Genomic DNA, 18,204 nt, shown 5'->3' with positions numbered 1-18,204 from the left:
TCAAGTCGGCAGGCAGCCTATGCCGGTGCTTCGCCCGGTGCTTCGCCGGCATCGGACTCGCCGGCGTCGCCAGCCATCCGCGGCGGCCGCACCACCGTGACGGTGCACCTGGCTTCCGCAGCGACCTTGGCCGATACGCTGCCGAGCAGCGTGCGCCTGAATGAGTCTTGCCGCGCTCCGATGATGACGTGGTCGACCTGGTTGACCTCGGCGAATTCCAGGATCGCGGCGGCGGGATCAACCGCCTCCAGCACATGAGCCGTCAGCCGGCTCTCATCCAATTTGAGCGGCATCGCCCAATGCCGGAGCGCGACCAGGCGGTCGATATGCTTGTTGGACCCCTGCTCGTCCAAGGTACGGTCGACCGCGATCCGGCTCAGCTTGAGCACGTTGACGCAGGCGAGCCGCGCCGACGGCAGGGTGGCGAGGATGCGCTCGGTGGTCACGCGCAGCGCCTCGTTGAGCTCCGGTGCGCCTTCGACCGTGTCGAGCGCGACAGCAAGAATCGGGCTCGATGCGATCTGGGCGGCGACATCCGATTTCGCGTGCGGCGCCATGACGCCCAGATTGAAGCGGCGACGCCAGGCGACGCTGAGCGGGTCGCGTTTGACCCGCTCCGAGCGCGTGGTGAGCTTGACCTGGTCGGGATGGGTAAGATCGAAGGCGAGCTGGGACGCCGTCGGATAGCGCCACACCGGTTCGATCTCGAGACACCGCAGCACCACCTCCTGGAGCCAGGGCGGATAGTCGGGGCAGAGCTTGCGCGGCGGATGCGGATCGCGCCACAGCCGGCGCCGCATCGCGCGCAGCGTCTCGCCCTCGCCGAACGGCCGCTCGCCTGTGGTGAAGAAATACAGCAGCACGCCGAGCGAAAACAGGTCGCTGCGGGGATCGTCGCGCACGCCCGACAGCCGCTCGGGTGCCATGTAGGGCGCAGTGCCGTAAGGCAGGCGGAACTCCGCCTGCAACAGATCCGGCAGGTAATTGTGATGCGACAGGCCGTAATCAATCAGCACGGCCTCGCCGCTCTCGCGGAACATGATGCTGCTCGGCTTGATGTCGTGATGGATCACGTTCTGCCGGTGTAGATCGGCCAGCGCGCTCGCGATCCTGGCGACGAGCTGCCGCGCTTCGTCATAGGGCAACGGCAGCTCGGGCAGCCGCTTATAGAGCGTGGCGCCACCGATGCGCTCGATCACGACATAGGCCTGGTGCGCGAAATCGCCGGTGCCGAAGCAGGTGGGGACGTGCGGGCCCGCGAGCCGCGGCAGGATCATCATCTCCATCTCGAAGGAGACGATCGCGGCGGGGTCCTCGCCCTCCGAGACCCGCGGGATCTTCATCAGCAGCGGCACGTCGATGCCGGGATGGGTGACGGTCCACAGCGTCGCCATGCCGCCGGCATGAACGCGTTCGCCGATGGTGTAGCCATCGATCACCGCGCCGGATTTGACCAGAGGCTTCGGCATTGCCTTCAGCGCCCCTGCGAGAGCCGGTCGGCGAGCCAATGCGGCAGACCGTTGTCGCGAATTCTGCCCGCCGCGGTCGCGACGTCATAGGGCGCGCGGCAATAGGTGATCTGGCACGATTCGGTGTCGAACAAGACGAAAGCTGCCGACGGATCGCCGTCGCGGGGCTGGCCGACCGAGCCGAGCACGGCGAGCCATTGCCGTCCGCGCAAGAGCTGCACCGGGACGTCGGTCTTCGGCACGAAGCTCGTCATCTTTGCCGTCACCGACATCGAATAGAGCGCGGGACGATGGACATGGCCGCAGAACGTGACATGGGCCGGTGTCGCGATCAGGCTCTTGGCGGCCTCCACCGTCGAGCGGACATAGTGCCAGCGCTGGGGGTGTGAGGCTTCCGAATGCACGAAGAGCCGATCGCCGTCCTCGACCAGCATCGGCAATTCGGTCAGAAACCGCCGCTGCGCGGTGTCAAGCCGGCCACGGGTCCATTCGATCGCGACCTGCGCCTCGGCGTTCATCGTCTCTGCGGAGGAATTGACCGCCTGGTCGTGATTGCCGCGCACGGCGACAGCACCTTGGGCAACGAGCTCCATCGCGGTATCCACAACCCATTCGGGATCGGCGCCATAGCCGACGAAATCGCCGAGCAGGACGAATTGCTCCGCGCCCTTCGCACGGGCGACCTTCAGGCAGGCCTCGAAGGCCTGCCGGTTGCCATGGATATCCGAAAAGACAGCTAGGAGCACACACCCTCCACCCTCGAATTCTTATTGAAGGCCGATAGGGCCAAATTGAGGGAGGTCAAGAAGATGCGCCAGCGCCACACGGATTGCCAGCGCCCTGCGGGCGATGGTGACGAGCCTATTGCTCGTCCTTCGGGGGCATTCGGGGCGGCGGCAGCGGGGTGAACACGGCGCCTTGCGCGCCGGCCGGCGGGGCGGTGAACTCGCCGGTCGAGGAATCGCCGCCGCTCGTCTCCAAGATCGTCTTGGGCGTCACATATTCGCGGACCAGGTCGATCAGGCTGCCATCGCCGCCGCCGAAATCGGCGGCGCGGCCGCCTTGCGGATGTCCGAGTGCGATCTCGTTCTCCGCGGCATGGGTCTTGTCGGCGAGCCTGTCGTTGTAGGGCACGCGGAAGGCCCGCGGGATACCGCTCGGACGATTGTCCTCGTCGAGCTGCTCGACCCAGAGATAGATCGAGCCGCGATCGCCCTGAAGCGAATGCGGCTCGACGATGCGGGCCTTCAGCAGCTTGAAGGTCGCCGGCAGCCGGTCGGAACTGGCCCAGCCGAGCAGCCCGCGCATCTCGGTGAAGCTGACGACATAGAAGGCGCTGGTCACGATCACCGCGACCGCCTTCAGCGACCAGTGCAGCCGCGCATAGACCAGCACGACCAGCAGCAGCGCGCCGATCACGGCGTAAGCGACCGACAGCGTCAGGATGACGGTCTGCAGATCAGTCACGGCGTATCCTCACAGGATTCCTGCTCACACCGGTCCTCGGATCGAGATCGGCGCCGTTGCGCCAGCCGCTGCGGAACGTCTCCAGCAGCGATTTCGGACGCTGGTCCACGTTGACGACCTTGCCTTCGGCATCGATCCGGAACCGCACCGCGGTCTTCTCGTCGCCGGTGTGGTCGAGCGTGAACTTGTTGTCGAACACCACCTGCGCCGTCGGATTGAGCTTCTGCACCTTCACGTTGGCCGTGACGGGCTCACCGGTCGTGGCCACGAAATGCGAGACGTTGACGGTGTATTCGCCGGCGAGGACACCGCGCACCGTGACGATCTCCTCGCGGATCGGCGAGGCGACCCTCTTGCCGGCGACCATGATGAAGTCGTTGGCCCCGCCGCGGTCGTCGCGGTCGAGGGTGAGGAAGCCGGCCTCGCGGTGGCGGTACCAGGCGATGTTGCCGGCGGGATCCTGCACGAACAGGTCGAGATCATCGGGGTGATTGTCCGGCCAGTCCAACGTGATCATGAACTCGGCCTTGGAGTCGATCTTGCCCTCCTTGGCATCCGGAGAGACCGCGAGCAGCGCCAGGAAGAACAGGAACGCGATCACCTGGAGCGCCTTGAACAGCATCACGCCCAGAGGGTCGAACGGCTCCTCGCGCGGATAGAGGCCGAAATCATCCATCATGACGGGGTGGCGCCCTTGATTGCCGCGCCCTTGCGCTCGAGCACCGGCGTCACATAGGTCTCGGTCAGCACCACCGCATCCGAGAACACGCGCTGGGTCGCCGCATCCAGCATGTAATACTGGATGCGGACCAGGATCGAGCCGACGAGGCCGGCGAGCGTCGTGTACATCGCGACCGCCATGCCGTCGCTCATCAGCCCCATCGAGGAGCGCATCGCGACCTTGTCGGCGGCATCGAGCCCCGCGATCGGTGCCAGCATGATGATGAAGCCGATGATGGTGCCGAGCAGGCCGAGCTTCATCAGCGTGTCGGAGACGAAGGCGCCGAACCCGTTGGAGCCGCGCAGCCGATCGGCGAGATTTCGCAGCAGCAGCGTCTGATCCACCGGGCGAAAATCCTGCGCCGCGGCCTTGGTCACCAGGCTTTCGATGTGATCCCGCACCAACCCGCGCGGCAACGCCGCCGCACGCGCATCGAGCACCTTGCCGCCATCGGGGGCCGCGAGCGCCGCCCGGCAGCGCCGCGCCGCCGCGCCCTCCCGCGCGATCGCCCGCGTGCGCAGGAAGCAATGGCCGCAGGTGACGACGTAGAGCAGCGCGATGACGCTGGAGATGTAGGTGCGGTCAGAGGTCAGCATCAGATGGATCAGGCCGAACCGCCACAGCAGCACGACGGCGAAGATCGAAAGTCCGGTAAAGATCATCCAGAACAGGAGCGCGCTGCGCTCGGACGGGTCGGTCGCGGCCGGCGCGATCGGTCCAATCGTCATCGAACTCATGCTGCAACGCTCCTCGGGCCGCAACGATTGGCCCATCAAGATTTCCACCCGATTAGATCAAAGCGGCCGTATCAGGTCCAAAGACCCATGCCCAATCCGGCTTGGGAAATTTGCCCGAGCTGCAATCCTGCCGAACCCCGCAATTGGCAAGGCGCGGCGGCGTTGTTAGGCTGACCTTATCAAACGTCGAGGGTGATCGCATGCGCCTCGTGCTTCAGCTTGTCGCCCGTCTGCTGCTCATCGTGGCCCTGTGCCTTGGCGCGGCAACCATTTGGGCCACGTTCGATGCCTATCGCAGCGTCGATCGGTCGACCGCAGCCTCGGCGCAGCGGGTCGCGCAGGCGCTTCAGGCGCTTTATTGGCGCGAGCTTTTGTTGCGTAGCAGCAGGGCCCGCGAGCATATCCTGCCCGTTCCGGACTGGCGCACCCTGGAGACCATGAAGCTGATCGCGCCCGGCGTCTGCGTCGAGTTCCAGCCCGCCGCGGCATTCGAGAAGCCGCTCTGCGGCCAGAGCGAGGGGCTGGGCAAGACTCCGCCGCGCTGGTTCGCCGCGATCGTGCCGATTTTCCTCGGCAGCCACGCCGAGGTGGTGCGGCCCGTCAGTCCCCGCGCCGCTTCCGCCGGCACCGTGGTCGCGACGCCGGATGCCGCCGCCGCGATCTCGCTCGCCTGGGAATACATCCTCAACGTGATCGATGTGGCGCTGTTGATGGCGGCGGCGATCGCAGTGCTGGCATCGCTCGCGATTGCGCATGCGCTGGCCCCGGCGCGCGCGATCGTGACGGCGCTGCAGCGCATGGCGCGCGGACAATATCGCACCAGACTGCCGCGCTTCCGCTCGATGGAGCTGGCGATGATCGGCGGCGCCGTCGAGGAGCTCGGCGACCGCCTGGAGGAAGCCACCGAGCAGCGCGCCGCGCTGACGCGGCGCCTGATCGAGATCCGCGAGGACGAGCGCCGCGCCCTCGCCCGCGAGCTGCACGACGAGTTCGGGCAGAATCTGTCCGCCATTCTCGCCTTCGCCAACACGATCGAGACGGCGAGCAAGAAGGGAAACGCCGACATCGGCATCGCACAGGATGCGCGGATGATCTCGCAGGCCACCCATCACCTGATGGCCTCGCTCCGCGATGCGCTGAAGCGCCTGCGCAATCCTCTGCCCGAGGAGCTCGGGCTCGAGGCGAGCCTCGTCAATCTCGTCGACAGCTGGCGCTCGCAGAGCGCGGCGCGGCCGACGATCCGGCTCGACCTCAGAGGCGACCTGACGGACGTGCGGGGAGCGGCCGCCACCACAGCCTATCGCGTGGCGCAGGAATGCCTGACCAACGCGCTGCGTCACAGCGCGGCCCGCGAGATTTCCTTGCGCATCGAACGACGGACCGGCGACGACAACGCGCTGCTGATCCGGGTCGAGGACGACGGCGGCGGCGATGCGGCGCGCGTCGCACAGTCGGCCGGCTTCGGCCTCACCGGCATCCGCGAGCGCGTCAATGCGGCCGGCGGATCGCTCTCGATCCTGCCTGCCCGCGGCGGCCTCAGCGTCGCCGCCACCATCCCGCTCGCCGCGTGAGGTCGACATGAGCGAGGTCGCAGCAACAGGCATCTCCGTGCTGCTGGTCGACGACCATCCGATCGTCCGGCAAGGCTACCGGCGCGTGCTGGAAAGCCAGGGCGATCTGCATGTCGTGGCGGAAGCCGACAACGCCGCGGACGCCTATGGCGCCTTCAAGGCGCATGACCCCGATGTCGTGGTGCTCGACATCTCGATGCCGGGCGCGAGCGGGCTGGAGGCGATCCGCAATATCCGCGCCCGCAGCCCGCGGGCGCGGATCCTCGTCTTCACCATGCACAACGAGGCCGTGCTGGTGAAAGCCGCCTTCGGCGCCGGCGCCAGCGGCTTCGTCACCAAGAGCAGCGAGCCGTCCGCCGTGGTCGGCGCCATCCGGGCCGTCGCCCGCGGCGAGCGTGCCATGAGCGACGACATCGCGCATGTCCTCGCCGAGGACAGCCTGTCGTCGGGTTCAGTGCTGGATCAGTTGGGGGAACGCGAGATCGAGATCCTGCGCCAGTTCGCCGGCGGCGCCACCACCGAGCAGATCGCGGCGTATCTCAATCTCAGTGTGAAGACGGTGCAGAACTATCACTACCTGATCAAGACCAAGACCGGCGCACGCACGGATGCGCAGCTGGTGCGGCTCGCCGCGACGTGCGGTCTGACGAGGATCTAGCAGCAGAGCTGCCGCACCGGTTTGGCCCCGAAGGTTCTCAATCTGCCGAACGAAATTGGAACGGAGACCATCCGGCTCCGGTTAACCCGGCAATGAAGGAGTACAGGGTCATGAGCAAGGGTCATCACAAGTCAGTCGACCATCCCCCCATTATCACGGTAGGCGAGCTGATCGACGAACTCTGCCGCCTGCCCGACACCGCCGTCGTCCACTTCCGCTGCCCGATGCTCGATCAGGAGCTGACATTCTACCATCTTCGAAAGCGGTCAAAAGACGCCGTCGAGATCGCGGTCAATGCATATCCGGAAAGTCCGCCGGTCGTGCCATCGTCCGATCCTGCCTTCCAAGCGCGAAGACATTCGGTTTCATCGCCCTCGCTTCGAAACGGCGCCCTTCTTCACAAGGCGAGAGGTTGATCCTCCGCACCGCGAATTGAATGAGTCCTGCGGCTTCAGGCCGCCTTCAGACCGCGCAGCAGCAGCGCCAGCGTCGCGTCGACGCGCGCGGGAAGATCGGCATCCTTCCACTCCTCGGCATGAGCCGGATGGTGGAAACGGACGGTCGCATCGAAGATCGCGCGCGCCGTGATCTTCGTGTCGGCGACGTCAAACACGCCCTGCTTCACGCCGTCGCCCAGGATCGCCGCGATCTGGTCGATCATGGTGTCCTTGTGACACTTCACGGCCGCACAGGCCTCGCGCGCCAGCGTCAGGTAGGTCTCGAACATTTCGGGGTCGTCGAGCACGCGCGAACGCTTGGCAGCGAACAGCGTGCGCAGCCAGCGCGCGAGCCTGTCCGGCGCCGGGCCCTGCTCCTCGACGATGGCGCGCAACGGCGTGTCGATGCGGTCCAGCCAGCGCTTGGCGACGGCCTCGCGCAGCGAGGCCTTGCTCGGGAAATGGCGGTAGACGCTGCCGTGGCTCACATCGAGCGCACGGGCCACGTCGACCACGGTGGCCTTGGCAAGTCCAAACCGCCTGAGCACGTCCTCGGTAACGTCGAGGATCCGCTCCGGCGTCAAGACAACAGCTTCATTCATGCCAGCACCATGTTCCCGTTCGGGTTCAGTTTCCCGGCAGTAGGGCTGCTTCCGAAGCGCCCTGGCCGGTCGTTTCGGAAAGCCTATGCCCTAATGAGGCAGTTTTGCAGCCTGCGCCGCGATCTGGCGCGCCACCAGCAAATTGAGCCAATGCCCAATCACGCCGGTCAGATTGAGGATTTCGGTCGTCATTGTCTTAAGTCTCCATTCGTCCGCGGGTCCCGGTCCTTCAATTCGCCCTCCGATCCGCTTCGGATGTCGGGCTCGCCGGGGCTTGTCGCGGGACGCCCAATCGGAGCGTCCGGAAACGGATATACACGTCTCGCTGACAGATTTCAATATCTGTCAGTCAATGATCCGTGATTGACAGTTAATTTTTGCGGCCGGGGCTGCCATCCCTGCGGGCCAGTCCGGTGGATAGCTCGGCGATCCCCCCTCTACCGCGGGCCAGATCGTTTGTTTCGCCTTGTCCGCTCTGTTAAATCACGGCGTAAAAAGCATTTGGCCGGCGCCGCCTCCTCAGGATCGCCCGCCCACCTTCCTGGAGCCGCCCGATGATCCCCCGCTATACTCGTCCCGAAATGGCCTCGATCTGGGAGCCGCAGACCCGGTTCAAGATCTGGTTCGAGATCGAGGCGCACGCGGCGGACGCGCTCGCCGAACTCGGAACCATCCCCAAGGAGGCCGCCAAGACGGTCTGGGCCAAGGCCAGGAATGCCACCTTCGACGTCGCCCGCATCGACGAGATCGAGCGCGAGACCAAGCACGACGTCATCGCCTTCCTCACCCATCTCGCCGAGATCGTTGGCCCCGAGGCGCGCTTCGTGCACCAGGGCATGACCTCCTCCGACGTGCTCGACACCTGCCTCAATGTCCAGCTCACCCGTGCCGCCGACCTTTTGCTCGCCGACCTCGACAAGGTGCTGGCCGCGCTGAAGAAGCGCGCTTTCGAGCACAAGATGACGCCGACCATCGGCCGCAGCCACGGCATCCACGCCGAGCCGGTGACCTTCGGCCTCAAGCTCGCCTATGCCTATGCCGAGTTCACCCGCGCCAAGGAGCGCCTGATCGCCGCACGGAAAGAGGTCGCGACCTGCGCCATCTCCGGCGCCGTCGGTACCTTCGCGCAGATTGATCCACGCGTCGAAGAGCACGTTGCGAAAGCCATGGGCCTCGTCCCAGAGCCGATCTCGACCCAGGTGATTCCGCGCGACCGCCACGCGATGTACTTCTCGACCCTCGGCGTGATCGCCTCCTCGATCGAGCGTATCGCGGTCGAGATCCGCCACATGCAGCGCACCGAGGTGCTGGAGGCCGAAGAGTTCTTCTCCGAGGGGCAGAAGGGCTCCTCCGCCATGCCGCACAAGCGCAATCCGGTGCTGTCGGAGAACCTCACCGGCCTCTCCCGCATGGTGCGCGCCTACGTGACGCCGGCGCTGGAGAACGTCGTGCTCTGGCACGAGCGCGACATCTCGCACTCCTCGGCCGAGCGCATGATGGGCCCGGATGCGACCGTCACGCTCGACTTCGCGCTGGTGCGCCTCGCTGGCCTGATCGACAAGCTGCTGGTGTACCCCGCCAACATGCAAAAGAACCTCGACCGCCTCGGCGGCCTCGTGCATTCGCAGCGCGTGCTGCTGGCGCTGACGCAGAAGGGCGCGAGCCGCGAGGATTCCTACAAGCTGGTGCAGCGCAACGCCATGCCGGTCTGGCGCGGCGAAGGCGACTTCCTCCAGCTTTTGAAGAAGGACGCCGAGGTGAAGAAGTATCTCTCGGACGCCGAGCTCGAGGAGCAGTTCGACCTCGGCTATCACCTCAAGCACGTCGATACGATCTTCAAGCGCGTGTTCGGCGAGAGCTGATATCCTCGTCATTCCGGGGCACGCGACGCGTGAACCCGGAATCTTGCGCTACAATCTCGAGACACCGGGTTCGATGCGTCGCATCGCCCCGGAACGACAAGAGAACCCACAAGAAACGGATCCCCCCATGCCCATCGTCAACCGCGTTGCCGCCCTCTCCGACGAAATGGCCGCCTGGCGCCATGACTTCCACGAGAACCCCGAGCTGCTCTACGAAGTCCACCGCACCGCCGGCATCGTCGCCGACAAGCTGCGCGAGTTCGGCTGCGACGAGGTGGTGACCGGCATCGGCCGCACCGGCGTGGTCGGCGTGATCCGCGGCCGCAAGTCCGCCTCCGGCAAGACCATTGGCCTGCGCGCCGACATGGACGCGCTGCCGATCATGGAGACGTCGGGCGTGCCCTACGCCTCGAAGGTCCCCGGCAAGATGCATGCCTGCGGCCATGACGGCCACACCGCGATGCTGCTCGGCGCCGCAAAGTACCTCACCGAGACGCGCAATTTCGACGGCACCGCGGTCGTGATCTTCCAGCCCGCCGAGGAAGGCGGCGGCGGCGGCAAGGCCATGGTCGAGGACGGGCTGATGACGCGCTGGAACATCCAGGAGGTCTACGGCATGCACAACATGCCGGGCCTGCCGGAGGGGCATTTCGCAACCACGCCCGGCGCGATGCTGGCCTCCTCCGACAACATCCAGATCACCGTCCATGGCAAGGGCGGCCACGCCGGCGCAGGCCCGCACAAATCCGTCGACAGCGTGCTGATCGGCTCGCAGATCGTGAATGCGCTGCAATCGATCGTGGCGCGCAACGTCGATCCGTTGAAGTCGGCGGTCATCTCGATCACGCAATTCCACTCCGGCACGGCCTTCAACATCATCCCGGAGATCGCCGAGCTCGGCGGCACCGTGCGCACGCTCGATCCCGAGGTGCGCGATCTCGTCGAACGCCGCATCGGCGAAGTCGCCGAGAGCGTCGCCCGCGCCTATGGCGGCTCGGCCGAGACCAAATACACGCGGATGTATCCGGTGACCATGAACCATGCCCGCGAGGCCGGCCTTGCCGCCGACGTCGCCCGCGACATCGTCGGCACCGATCGCGTCAACGACAAGTTCATCCCGATGATGGGCGCCGAGGACTTCTCCTTCATGCTGGAGGCGCGTCCCGGCGCGATGGTGCTGGTCGGCATGGGCGACGGCAACGAGTGCCATCACCCTGCCTACGTCTTCAACGACAACATTCTCGGCCACGGCGCCTCGTTCTGGGCCCGCCTGGTCGAGACGCGAATGCCGGCGAGCTAAAGCATGATCCGGAAAAGTGCGCAGCGGTTTTCCGAAACGATCATGCTTAAGCAACAACCTAAAGCGCGATGACGATTCATCCCAATTGCATCGCGCTTTAGGGGAAGCCTTGGGCGAGCCAAGCCCGGCTGGTCAGTTGCAGATCTCGCCAGTAATCTTCACGACCCCACTCCCTGGGCCGGGCACCGAACCAAGGCGGCAACCCTTTGCGACCGGTCTGCAGCCGGCTTGATTGCAGATCATCTGACCGGACGCTTGCGACTTAGGTGCCGCAGATTCCGCCTCTTTCCGGTCCTGATCGCGCTTCCTCGGTTCCTCGCGCGTCGCGACCGGCTTCTTCTCCTGGATCTTCTCGCATTCGTTATCGTCGCCGACGCGATAGCCTGGGCGGCAAGCGATCTTCACGCATTGGTCACCGTCGGCCTTGAAGCCGAAATTGCACACCAGCGGACAGACCCGTCCCGGCTTCGCCTTGAGCGCATCGAGCGCGTCGATACTGGCGAGCTTCACGTCGAACTGGGTGCCGGCATATTTGTTGAAGAGCGTCAGCGAACGCTGCGCGGCCGACGTCCACTCGCCCTCTGCGGCGGACGTCAGGCAGCCGACGCGGCGCAGCTCGCTCTGTACGGACTTGCTGAGGTCAGTCGCGGACAATGTCGCGGTTGCCCCAGCCGAGAGCGCGGCGACTTTCTTGTTCTCGACCTCGGGTATCTGCCTGTCAGGTGCCGGCTTTGCCGCTTGCTCGGACTTCTCGGCGGCCTGCCGGGCAGCCAGCTCGGCCTTGGCTTTTTCCGCCGCCTGCTTTTCGGCCAAGGCTTTCGCCGCCGCCGCCTCAGCCAGCTTACGCTGGTGCTCGGCCGCTTCGGCCCTCGCCTGCTCGATCTGCTTCTGTTTCTCTGCCGCGATGCGCGCCTCTTCGGCGGCCTTGGCCGCAGCAGCCGCCTTCTCCTGCTCGGCCTTCTGGGCTCGCTCGGCGATGAGCCTCGCCTTTTCCTGCTCGGCTGTCTTCGCTTTTTGTTCAGCGGCAGCGCGCGTCTCTTCGGCGCCGATCTTGTTCAACTGGCCCTTGGCGAGGTTGGCGTAGAAGCCGTCCGGATACGCCGCCAGGAAGGCTTCCCAGGCATCGCGCGTGGCCAGTTGGAGCGCGAGCTCATAGTCCCTGCGCACGGCCTCCTGCGGGTTAGCCTGGGGACCGGTTGGGACTTGCTTCGCGACGAGGGGCACGTCGTCGCCGCCGAGCGAGCCGTACACATAAGGCTCCTGCTTGTAGCCCGTGACCTTGAGCACGTCGTCGCGCACGAAACCGAAGGCCTTGCGCAGATCAAGTCCCGGCTTCGGCAGGTGCTCGACCAGTGCGGCGGCGAACGGGCTGTTTCTGGAATCGCCGTCGGAGGCGGTCGATCCCGCCTTAGCCGCGAAGGCAATCATGGTGTTAGGGCTGGTCGGCTCGACCTTGGCGAGGCCGCGTCCGATCGCGCGCGAGGCCAGCGTGCGCTTCATCGACTTCGCGAATGGATTGTCGCGGCACGCGTCCAGGATGATCAGACGCAGTTGCTTGGCGGGCTCGACCGCAAAGAGCGCACGCTCGACCGGAATAGTCTCGTCGAGAACGTCGCCGTCGGTCTCCAGCGTCGCGTCGGTCGGAATGAGATAGTTGGTTCCGTCGAGCTCGATGCCGTGCCCGGCGTAATAAATTACCGCCATGTCGGCATCGCGCGTCCTGCCCGCGAACTCGCGCAACATCCGCCGCATCTCGCTGGCATTGAGATCCAGCCTGACATCGACGGAATCGAAGCCAGCCTTCTTGAACATGCCTCCAACCAGGGTGGCATCGTTCGCAGGGTTGCTGAGCTTGGGTGCGCTCTTGTAGGCGGAATTTCCGATGACGAGCGCCACCCGCCGGTCGGCATGCGCCGGTCCGCAGGCAAAGCCCATCGCCAACATCAACAAAACAAATAGCCGAAGCGGAATCACTTGCGTCCCCCCGGATGCAATTCCATGAGACTATTCGCTAGCGTCGCCGATTTCCAATCCTTCTTATGTGACATCCATCACATAAAGGCTTCCGACTTCGATATGGATAACGTGCCGAAGCGTCCCCTTCCTGTCCGATTCAGTAAGCCAAAATGGGTGCTACACCTGCACGACCTCGTGCCGCATCACGAACGGCGCGAGCAGAGCGTGCACCTCGCCCGCAATCGTCTCGCGCTGATCCGGCGGCACACCGGCAAGCGTGACAGTCGCGATCGAGCCGTGACTGCCATGGGCGCCGACCTTGACCCTGCAATCGATGCCGCGCTCGACCAGCGGCGCCAGCACCTTGGTGAACACGCGCTCCGCCGCGTCCCAGCGCAGCTGCGGCTTGAACACTTTGCCGACGCCCGTCACCGGCATCGGGTCGATCGGAATGACCTGCACCGGAACGGCGGCGCGCTCCGGCGTGCGCTCGCGAACCCACGATTCCAACTCGCCCGGCTCGACCTTGGTGCCCGGCTTCAGCTGCACGTATCCCACGGGCAATTCGCCGGCATAGGCGTCGGGCTGGCCGACCACGGCGGCGAAGCCGACGGCGGGATGGCGGAACATGATCTCCTCGATCGGCGCCGGGTCGATGTTGTGGCCGCCGCGGATCACGAGGTCCTTGGCGCGGCCGGTGATCCAGAGATAGCCGTCGGCATCGAGGCGGCCGAGATCGCCGGAATTGACCCAGACCTCGTCGACGAAGGCACCCTTGTTGTGCTCGTCGTTGAGATAGCCGCCGAACACGCCGGGCCCGGCCATGATGACGACGCCGATCTCGTCTGGCTTGCAGTCGCGGATCAGGCGGCCATCGGCGTCCAGCTGCACGATGCGCACGCGCGAATAAGGCATCGGCAGGCCGACCGAGCCGAGCCGGATCGGTCGTGACGGATAAGCCAGCGTGTGCACGCTCGAGGTCTCGGTCATGCCGTAGACCTCGACCACCGGCAGCTTCAGCTTGTCCTGGATCGCCGAGCCGACGGCGACGGGGATCGCCGAGCCGCCGCCGGCGGCATATTTCAGGCTGGAAATATCCGCATTGCCAGGCGGCACCGCGAGCGTCGCGGCCAGCACCGTCGGCACGCTCGACAGCGCCTCGGGCTTGAAGCGCTCGACCAGTCCCCAGATGTTCTTCACCGCATTCGGATTGCGCCAGCCGCTCGGCGACAGCACGACCAGCGAGCCGCCGCTCGACAGCGTCGTCAGCACCTGTGTCAAGGAGCCCCCGACGTGAAACAGCGGCATGCCGAACAGCAGATTGGCGCCGGGCTTTCCCTTCAGCAGCAGATTGAGCGCCCAGGCCTGATAGACCTGGTTGGCATGGGTGTGCCGCACCAGCTTCGGCGTGCCGGTGGTGCCGCCGGTGTGGAAATAGGCGGCGATGTCACGGCCGGCAATCTTGCGCCCGCTGACGAGCCGGTCGGACGGCTGCTGCTTGATGAGGTCGCCAAAGGCGAAGATGCCCTTGTCGTGATCGCCGCCGCCGAACACCTGCACGATCGCCTTGAGGTGCTTGAGCTGGGGGCGGATCTGCTCGACCTTCTGCCAGATGTCGGTGCCCGGCATCGGCCCGAGCGCCACCAGGATCTTGGTGTTCGCAGCTTCCAGGATTTCCGCGATCTGGTGCGGCTCGAGCAGCGGATTGACGGGATTGGCGATGCCGGCGGCCTCCGCACCGAACAGCGTCACGAAGGCATCGGGCACCAGCGGCAGCATGAAGCTGATGACGTCGTCCTTCTCCGCGCCGAGCGCGTGAAACATGTTGGCGGCCTGCGTGACGCGCGCGATGAAGTCGCGGTACGTGACCACGACCGGCGTGTCGGCGGGATCGGCGTTCTGCAGGAACTGGATCGCCGCGCCGTCGGGGTTGCGCTCCGCACCCAGCTTGATGGCGTCATAGGTGCTCTCGGCCGCAACGCGCTCTGCGTAAGGAACCTGCTCGAAGGCGCGGACGTCCGCGTCCGTCAAAAGCTCCGGATAGTCGTTGCCGATAAGCCGATCGAGCGCATGGATGCCCGCCATGGAATTCCGTCCTCCCTCAGATGCATGTCCCCCGCCCGCTGTCTTTTGACATTTTGTTCGGCGAGGCCTCGACCGATGGCCGGTCGAGCGAGCGCAGAATGATGGATGATTTGCCGTTCGTCCATGGCCTACCCGCCGCGGCGACCGCCTCGATCGACACCGGCATTGAACCTCCACACCCAATTCCGGGACCAAGAACTGGCGTCGGATGCGCCGGCCAGCGTCCTGCCGCAAGACTTGAGGTGATCATGCCCATGCACCGGAGCAACTTCATCACCAGGCTGCGCGTAGCGCTCGCCATGGCAGCGGCGATCGCCATGCCGGGTGCGGCGTCGGCCGACGCCCAGCTCGACAAGATGCGAGCCAAAGTGGCGGCTTTCATCGCCGACAAGATGGAGAAGCTGGGCGGATCGCGCATCGTCTACAGGGTGGACACCGACGGCTTGCGCGAGGCAGTCGTCGCGGACCTGCGCGACGACGTCTACAAGACCCTGCGCGAGGGCCGGATCGCCTTCTCCGGACTCGCGATCCGCGACGGCCGCGTCGAGGTGAATATCCCCGACGCGAAGGGCCGCGAACAGCTCACACGCAAGCTCGCTTCGGCGGCGGAGGACTTGCCCACGCACGCGCTCACAATTACCGGCAGTGGCGACGGGTTGATCAGGCTGGCGCCGACCGAGGCTGCATCCGCCGCACGCCTGCACGAGCTGGTCGACGATTGCATCGCCATGATCGAGCAGCGCCTCAAGGACGCCGGCGTAACGCTCGCCAGCGTCCAACCCGAGGGCACAGATCGCATTCGCATCTTCCTGCCCGGCATGACGGAGCCCGAGCGCATCACCGCGATCTTCGCCAGGAAGGTCAAGGTCAGCTTCCGCCAGGTCGACGTCTCGATGCCTGCCGAGCAGGCGCAGCGGGGCGCGCCACCGGACGGCACGGAAGTTCTGCTCGGCTTCAAGGACAACAAACCCTACCTCGTCGCCAAGCACAGCGCGCTCGACGGGGACGACATCAGCTATGCGGGTCCGGGATTTGCAAGCGGCACGAAAGAGCCCGTCGCCTTGTTCCGTTTCAACGGCCGCGGCACGCGGCGCTTTGCCCACATCACCAGCGAGAACGTTGGCAAACCCTTCGCCATCGTGCTCGACGACAAGGTCGTCTCGGCTCCCGAGATCCGCGAGCCGATCACCGGCGGCTCCGGCCAGATCTCCGGAAACCTGACACTGGAAGAAGCCAACAGCATCGCCATGATGCTGCGGGCCGCTTCGCTGCCGGGGCGCCTTGGCCTCGTCGAGCAGCAGGTCGTGCAGCCCGCCGCCAAGCTGTAAGGCGAAGATCGTCCGGCGCCCCGCCTGGGGCATGCAGCCGCCTCCGCGACGCCGGCCCCTGCCCGAATCACGGCGCGCCACAGCCTGGTGGGCACCAACCGGCAATTGCCGAAACGTCCGATCGGGCTAGAATTTGCCTCTTGCGACATGGTGGCCGAAGGCTTCATTTCAGCCGGCCGTCATGCGATTTCGGCTATAGGTGTCGAGCACACCGACCAGGACTGAAGGCCTTACGCGGGGTTAGTACCATGCCGTCCGGCAGCGCAGACATTTCCTCGATCCTCGACCGCATTCTCGACGCGGCCACGGACAATCTCAGGATCGCGAAGATCCTGGTTCAGATGGGCCTCGATCCCAACAACGTCACCTACGACGCGATCTTCAACCGCCTGCTGGAGATCTTCGTCAGCAACATCACGCTGGCCAATATGTTCGCCGTGGTCGGGGCGGTCTTCTTTGTCGCCACGCTCTTGATGCGGACGATGGTGCCGCTGCGCGTCGCCAACATGATCGGCTGCGCGTTCTTTGCCATCTTCGGCGCGCTCTCCGCCAACGTCGCAACGTTTCTGCTCTATCTGCTGATGCTTCCGATCAACGCCCTGCGCCTCCGGCAGATGCTCAAGCTGGTCAAGAAGGCGCGCCATGCCGCCGAAGGCGACATGTCGATCGAATGGCTCAAGCCGTTCATGACCGAGCGCAAATATCGCCGCGGCGACACGCTGTTCAAGCTACGCGATCCCGCCAAGGAGATGTTCCTCACGGTCACCGGCAAGTTCCTGGTCAAGGAGATCAATGTCGAGATCCTGCCCGGAGCGCTGATGGGCGAGCTCGGCTTCCTCACGCCGGACAACCGGCGCACCGGCACGGTCGAATGTATCGAGGACGGCCAGGTGCTGACGATCACCTATGACCGGCTGCTCGAGATCTACTTCCAGGATCCGCAGTTCGGCTATTACTTCCTGGTGCTGACCAGCCAGCGCCTCCTGCAGAACATCGATCGCTTGCAGAAGCAGCTGGCTACGGAACGGGCAGCCACGACGAACAGGATCGCGTGAAGTTGGGCGGCCCACGCCGGGCCGCGTCATGTCGGCCCCGGGATTTCTGTGGATGCCGCCGTCCGCGCTCGCTGCCTCCCTTCCAATGGCGTCGTCCAGCCCCGCCGCAAAACCGCCCCAAAAACCGAATGGTAACCATGGCGCCTTAAGGTGACGACGTGACCCATTCTCCGACGATCCTGGTGTTCGATTCCGGCCTTGGCGGGCTCACGGTGCTCCGTGAGGTCGTGGCCGCGCGCTCCGAGGCGCACTTTGTCTACGTCGCCGACGACGCCTTCTTCCCCTACGGCCATCACAGCGAGGACGAGATCATCGCCCGCGTCGTGCCGCTGATGGGGGAGCTGATCGGCACGCATGAGCCTGATATCGTCGTCATCGCCTGCAACACCGCGTCAACCCTGGTCCTGTCGCACTTGCGCGCCGCTTATTCCGTACCCTTCGTCGGCACCGTGCCGGCGATCAAGCCGGCCTGCGCGCAGTCAAGGACCCGGCGCGTCTCGGTGCTCGGCACCAAGGGCACGGTGAGGCGCGAATACACCAAGGCGCTGATCCGCGATTTCGCGCAAGGCTGCGAGGTGACGCTGGTCGGCTCGCCCGAACTCGCCTCGCTCGCCGAGGCCGCGCTGGGCGGCGCTTCCGTCAGCGACGGCGACATCCTTGCCGAGCTCGCTCCCTGCTTCGTCGGCGATACCGAGGATGCCGGCGCGCGCACCGACACCGTCGTGCTCGCCTGCACCCATTATCCGCTGCTGCTCGACCGGCTGAAGCGGCTGGCCCCCTGGCCGGTCGACTGGATCGATCCCGCGCCGGCGATCGCAAGGCGCGTCTCCGATTTGCTCGGTCCGCGCAGCGGAGAGGTCGCGCAATCCGGCGCCGAGATGATCTTTACCTCGAACCGCGTGCACGGCCTTTCGGCCACGCTGACGCCGTTCTTCGGCGGACGCGCGCTGGCCTGA

The 18,204-nt window shown here is 65.6% G+C and carries 17 protein-coding genes; 8 read left to right on the top strand and 9 right to left on the bottom strand.

Annotation, left to right across the window (positions count from 1 at the left end):
• Positions 1-17 precede the first annotated feature (17 nt).
• From E4K64_RS08470 to E4K64_RS08450, 5 genes are all read right to left on the bottom strand, one after another.
• The gene (locus tag E4K64_RS08470) at positions 18-1,469 is read right to left on the bottom strand and encodes a serine/threonine protein kinase (RefSeq protein WP_135163107.1); all 1,452 of its coding nucleotides are present in this window, start codon (positions 1,467-1,469) and stop codon (positions 18-20) included.
• Between the two features lie 5 nt (positions 1,470-1,474).
• Entirely contained in the window at positions 1,475-2,215 is a 741-nt protein-coding gene (locus E4K64_RS08465) for a metallophosphoesterase family protein (RefSeq protein ID WP_126260892.1), read from the bottom strand.
• A 115-nt stretch (positions 2,216-2,330) separates the two neighbouring features.
• Positions 2,331-2,936, bottom strand: coding sequence for a hypothetical protein (locus tag E4K64_RS08460; protein ID WP_135163106.1), 606 nt, complete (start codon positions 2,934-2,936; stop codon positions 2,331-2,333).
• Complete coding sequence (locus E4K64_RS08455; protein ID WP_135163105.1) at positions 2,929-3,615, bottom strand: DUF2135 domain-containing protein; 687 nt, start codon at positions 3,613-3,615, stop codon at positions 2,929-2,931. The genes E4K64_RS08460 and E4K64_RS08455 overlap by 8 nt, the downstream gene beginning before the upstream one ends.
• On the bottom strand, positions 3,612-4,394 hold the full coding sequence (locus E4K64_RS08450) for a MotA/TolQ/ExbB proton channel family protein (RefSeq protein ID WP_135163104.1): 783 nt from the start codon (positions 4,392-4,394) through the stop codon (positions 3,612-3,614). The genes E4K64_RS08455 and E4K64_RS08450 overlap by 4 nt, the downstream gene beginning before the upstream one ends.
• Before the next feature lie 200 nt (positions 4,395-4,594).
• On the opposite strand from E4K64_RS08450, the gene E4K64_RS08445 reads away from it, so the two are divergent.
• The 3 genes from E4K64_RS08445 to E4K64_RS08435 all read left to right on the top strand — a co-directional run bounded on the left by E4K64_RS08445 (position 4,595) and on the right by E4K64_RS08435 (position 7,039).
• Positions 4,595-5,965: a sensor histidine kinase gene (locus E4K64_RS08445; RefSeq protein ID WP_135163103.1), complete on the top strand. Its 1,371-nt coding sequence runs from the start codon at positions 4,595-4,597 to the stop codon at positions 5,963-5,965.
• Between the two features lie 7 nt (positions 5,966-5,972).
• Positions 5,973-6,623: a response regulator gene (locus tag E4K64_RS08440; protein WP_135163102.1), complete on the top strand. Its 651-nt coding sequence runs from the start codon at positions 5,973-5,975 to the stop codon at positions 6,621-6,623.
• 110 nt (positions 6,624-6,733) lie between these two features.
• Complete coding sequence (locus tag E4K64_RS08435) at positions 6,734-7,039, top strand: hypothetical protein (RefSeq protein ID WP_135163101.1); 306 nt, start codon at positions 6,734-6,736, stop codon at positions 7,037-7,039.
• Between the two features lie 35 nt (positions 7,040-7,074).
• Here the strand turns inward: E4K64_RS08435 and E4K64_RS08430 are convergent, their stop codons facing one another.
• Complete coding sequence (locus E4K64_RS08430) at positions 7,075-7,662, bottom strand: TetR/AcrR family transcriptional regulator (protein ID WP_126260885.1); 588 nt, start codon at positions 7,660-7,662, stop codon at positions 7,075-7,077.
• 554 nt (positions 7,663-8,216) lie between these two features.
• Here E4K64_RS08430 and purB point away from each other — a divergent pair.
• Positions 8,217-9,524 (top strand): adenylosuccinate lyase, encoded by a 1,308-nt coding sequence (purB, locus tag E4K64_RS08425; protein ID WP_126260884.1) that lies wholly within the window; start codon positions 8,217-8,219, stop codon positions 9,522-9,524.
• A 127-nt stretch (positions 9,525-9,651) separates the two neighbouring features.
• Positions 9,652-10,824, top strand: coding sequence for a M20 aminoacylase family protein (locus E4K64_RS08420; RefSeq protein WP_135163100.1), 1,173 nt, complete (start codon positions 9,652-9,654; stop codon positions 10,822-10,824).
• A gap of 132 nt (positions 10,825-10,956) precedes the next feature.
• Here the strand turns inward: E4K64_RS08420 and E4K64_RS08415 are convergent, their stop codons facing one another.
• From E4K64_RS08415 to E4K64_RS40210, 3 genes are all read right to left on the bottom strand, one after another.
• On the bottom strand, positions 10,957-12,759 hold the full coding sequence (locus E4K64_RS08415; protein WP_167771889.1) for a caspase family protein: 1,803 nt from the start codon (positions 12,757-12,759) through the stop codon (positions 10,957-10,959).
• Positions 12,760-12,957: 198 nt separating this feature from the next.
• The gene (locus tag E4K64_RS08410) at positions 12,958-14,865 is read right to left on the bottom strand and encodes an acyl-CoA synthetase (RefSeq protein ID WP_135163098.1); all 1,908 of its coding nucleotides are present in this window, start codon (positions 14,863-14,865) and stop codon (positions 12,958-12,960) included.
• Positions 14,866-14,881: 16 nt separating this feature from the next.
• Complete coding sequence (locus E4K64_RS40210; protein ID WP_167771888.1) at positions 14,882-15,031, bottom strand: hypothetical protein; 150 nt, start codon at positions 15,029-15,031, stop codon at positions 14,882-14,884.
• Positions 15,032-15,113: 82 nt separating this feature from the next.
• Here E4K64_RS40210 and E4K64_RS08405 point away from each other — a divergent pair, with 82 nt between their 5' ends.
• The 3 genes from E4K64_RS08405 (at position 15,114) to murI (ending at position 18,204) form a co-directional block, all read left to right on the top strand.
• Complete coding sequence (locus E4K64_RS08405) at positions 15,114-16,193, top strand: SecDF P1 head subdomain-containing protein (RefSeq protein ID WP_135163097.1); 1,080 nt, start codon at positions 15,114-15,116, stop codon at positions 16,191-16,193.
• A 248-nt stretch (positions 16,194-16,441) separates the two neighbouring features.
• Positions 16,442-17,248, top strand: a complete 807-nt coding sequence (locus E4K64_RS08400) for a Crp/Fnr family transcriptional regulator (protein WP_135163096.1) — start codon at positions 16,442-16,444, stop codon at positions 17,246-17,248.
• A 158-nt stretch (positions 17,249-17,406) separates the two neighbouring features.
• Positions 17,407-18,204, top strand: coding sequence for a glutamate racemase (murI, locus tag E4K64_RS08395; protein WP_135163095.1), 798 nt, complete (start codon positions 17,407-17,409; stop codon positions 18,202-18,204).

Origin of the sequence: Bradyrhizobium frederickii (assembly GCF_004570865.1) — a bacterium.
In the GTDB taxonomy this organism is placed as follows: Bacteria; Pseudomonadota; Alphaproteobacteria; order Rhizobiales; family Xanthobacteraceae; genus Bradyrhizobium; species Bradyrhizobium frederickii.
This window is presented reverse-complemented; position numbering and strand designations above follow the sequence as displayed.

Excerpts from the sequence above, each read along its gene's own strand:
- E4K64_RS08470 (WP_135163107.1), bottom strand. The coding sequence starts at position 1,469 with ATGCCGAAGCCTCTGGTCAAATCCGGCGCGGTGATCGATGGCTACACC.
- E4K64_RS08455 (WP_135163105.1), bottom strand. The coding sequence starts at position 3,615 with ATGATGGATGATTTCGGCCTCTATCCGCGCGAGGAGCCGTTCGACCCT.
- E4K64_RS08450 (WP_135163104.1), bottom strand. The coding sequence starts at position 4,394 with ATGAGTTCGATGACGATTGGACCGATCGCGCCGGCCGCGACCGACCCG.
- E4K64_RS08445 (WP_135163103.1), top strand. The coding sequence starts at position 4,595 with ATGCGCCTCGTGCTTCAGCTTGTCGCCCGTCTGCTGCTCATCGTGGCC.
- E4K64_RS08440 (WP_135163102.1), top strand. The coding sequence starts at position 5,973 with ATGAGCGAGGTCGCAGCAACAGGCATCTCCGTGCTGCTGGTCGACGAC.
- E4K64_RS08435 (WP_135163101.1), top strand. The coding sequence starts at position 6,734 with ATGAGCAAGGGTCATCACAAGTCAGTCGACCATCCCCCCATTATCACG.
- E4K64_RS08430 (WP_126260885.1), bottom strand. The coding sequence starts at position 7,662 with ATGAATGAAGCTGTTGTCTTGACGCCGGAGCGGATCCTCGACGTTACC.
- purB (WP_126260884.1), top strand. The coding sequence starts at position 8,217 with ATGATCCCCCGCTATACTCGTCCCGAAATGGCCTCGATCTGGGAGCCG.
- E4K64_RS08420 (WP_135163100.1), top strand. The coding sequence starts at position 9,652 with ATGCCCATCGTCAACCGCGTTGCCGCCCTCTCCGACGAAATGGCCGCC.
- E4K64_RS08415 (WP_167771889.1), bottom strand. The coding sequence starts at position 12,759 with ATGGGCTTTGCCTGCGGACCGGCGCATGCCGACCGGCGGGTGGCGCTC.
- E4K64_RS08410 (WP_135163098.1), bottom strand. The coding sequence starts at position 14,865 with ATGGCGGGCATCCATGCGCTCGATCGGCTTATCGGCAACGACTATCCG.
- E4K64_RS40210 (WP_167771888.1), bottom strand. The coding sequence starts at position 15,031 with ATGCCGGTGTCGATCGAGGCGGTCGCCGCGGCGGGTAGGCCATGGACG.
- E4K64_RS08405 (WP_135163097.1), top strand. The coding sequence starts at position 15,114 with ATGCCCATGCACCGGAGCAACTTCATCACCAGGCTGCGCGTAGCGCTC.
- E4K64_RS08400 (WP_135163096.1), top strand. The coding sequence starts at position 16,442 with ATGCCGTCCGGCAGCGCAGACATTTCCTCGATCCTCGACCGCATTCTC.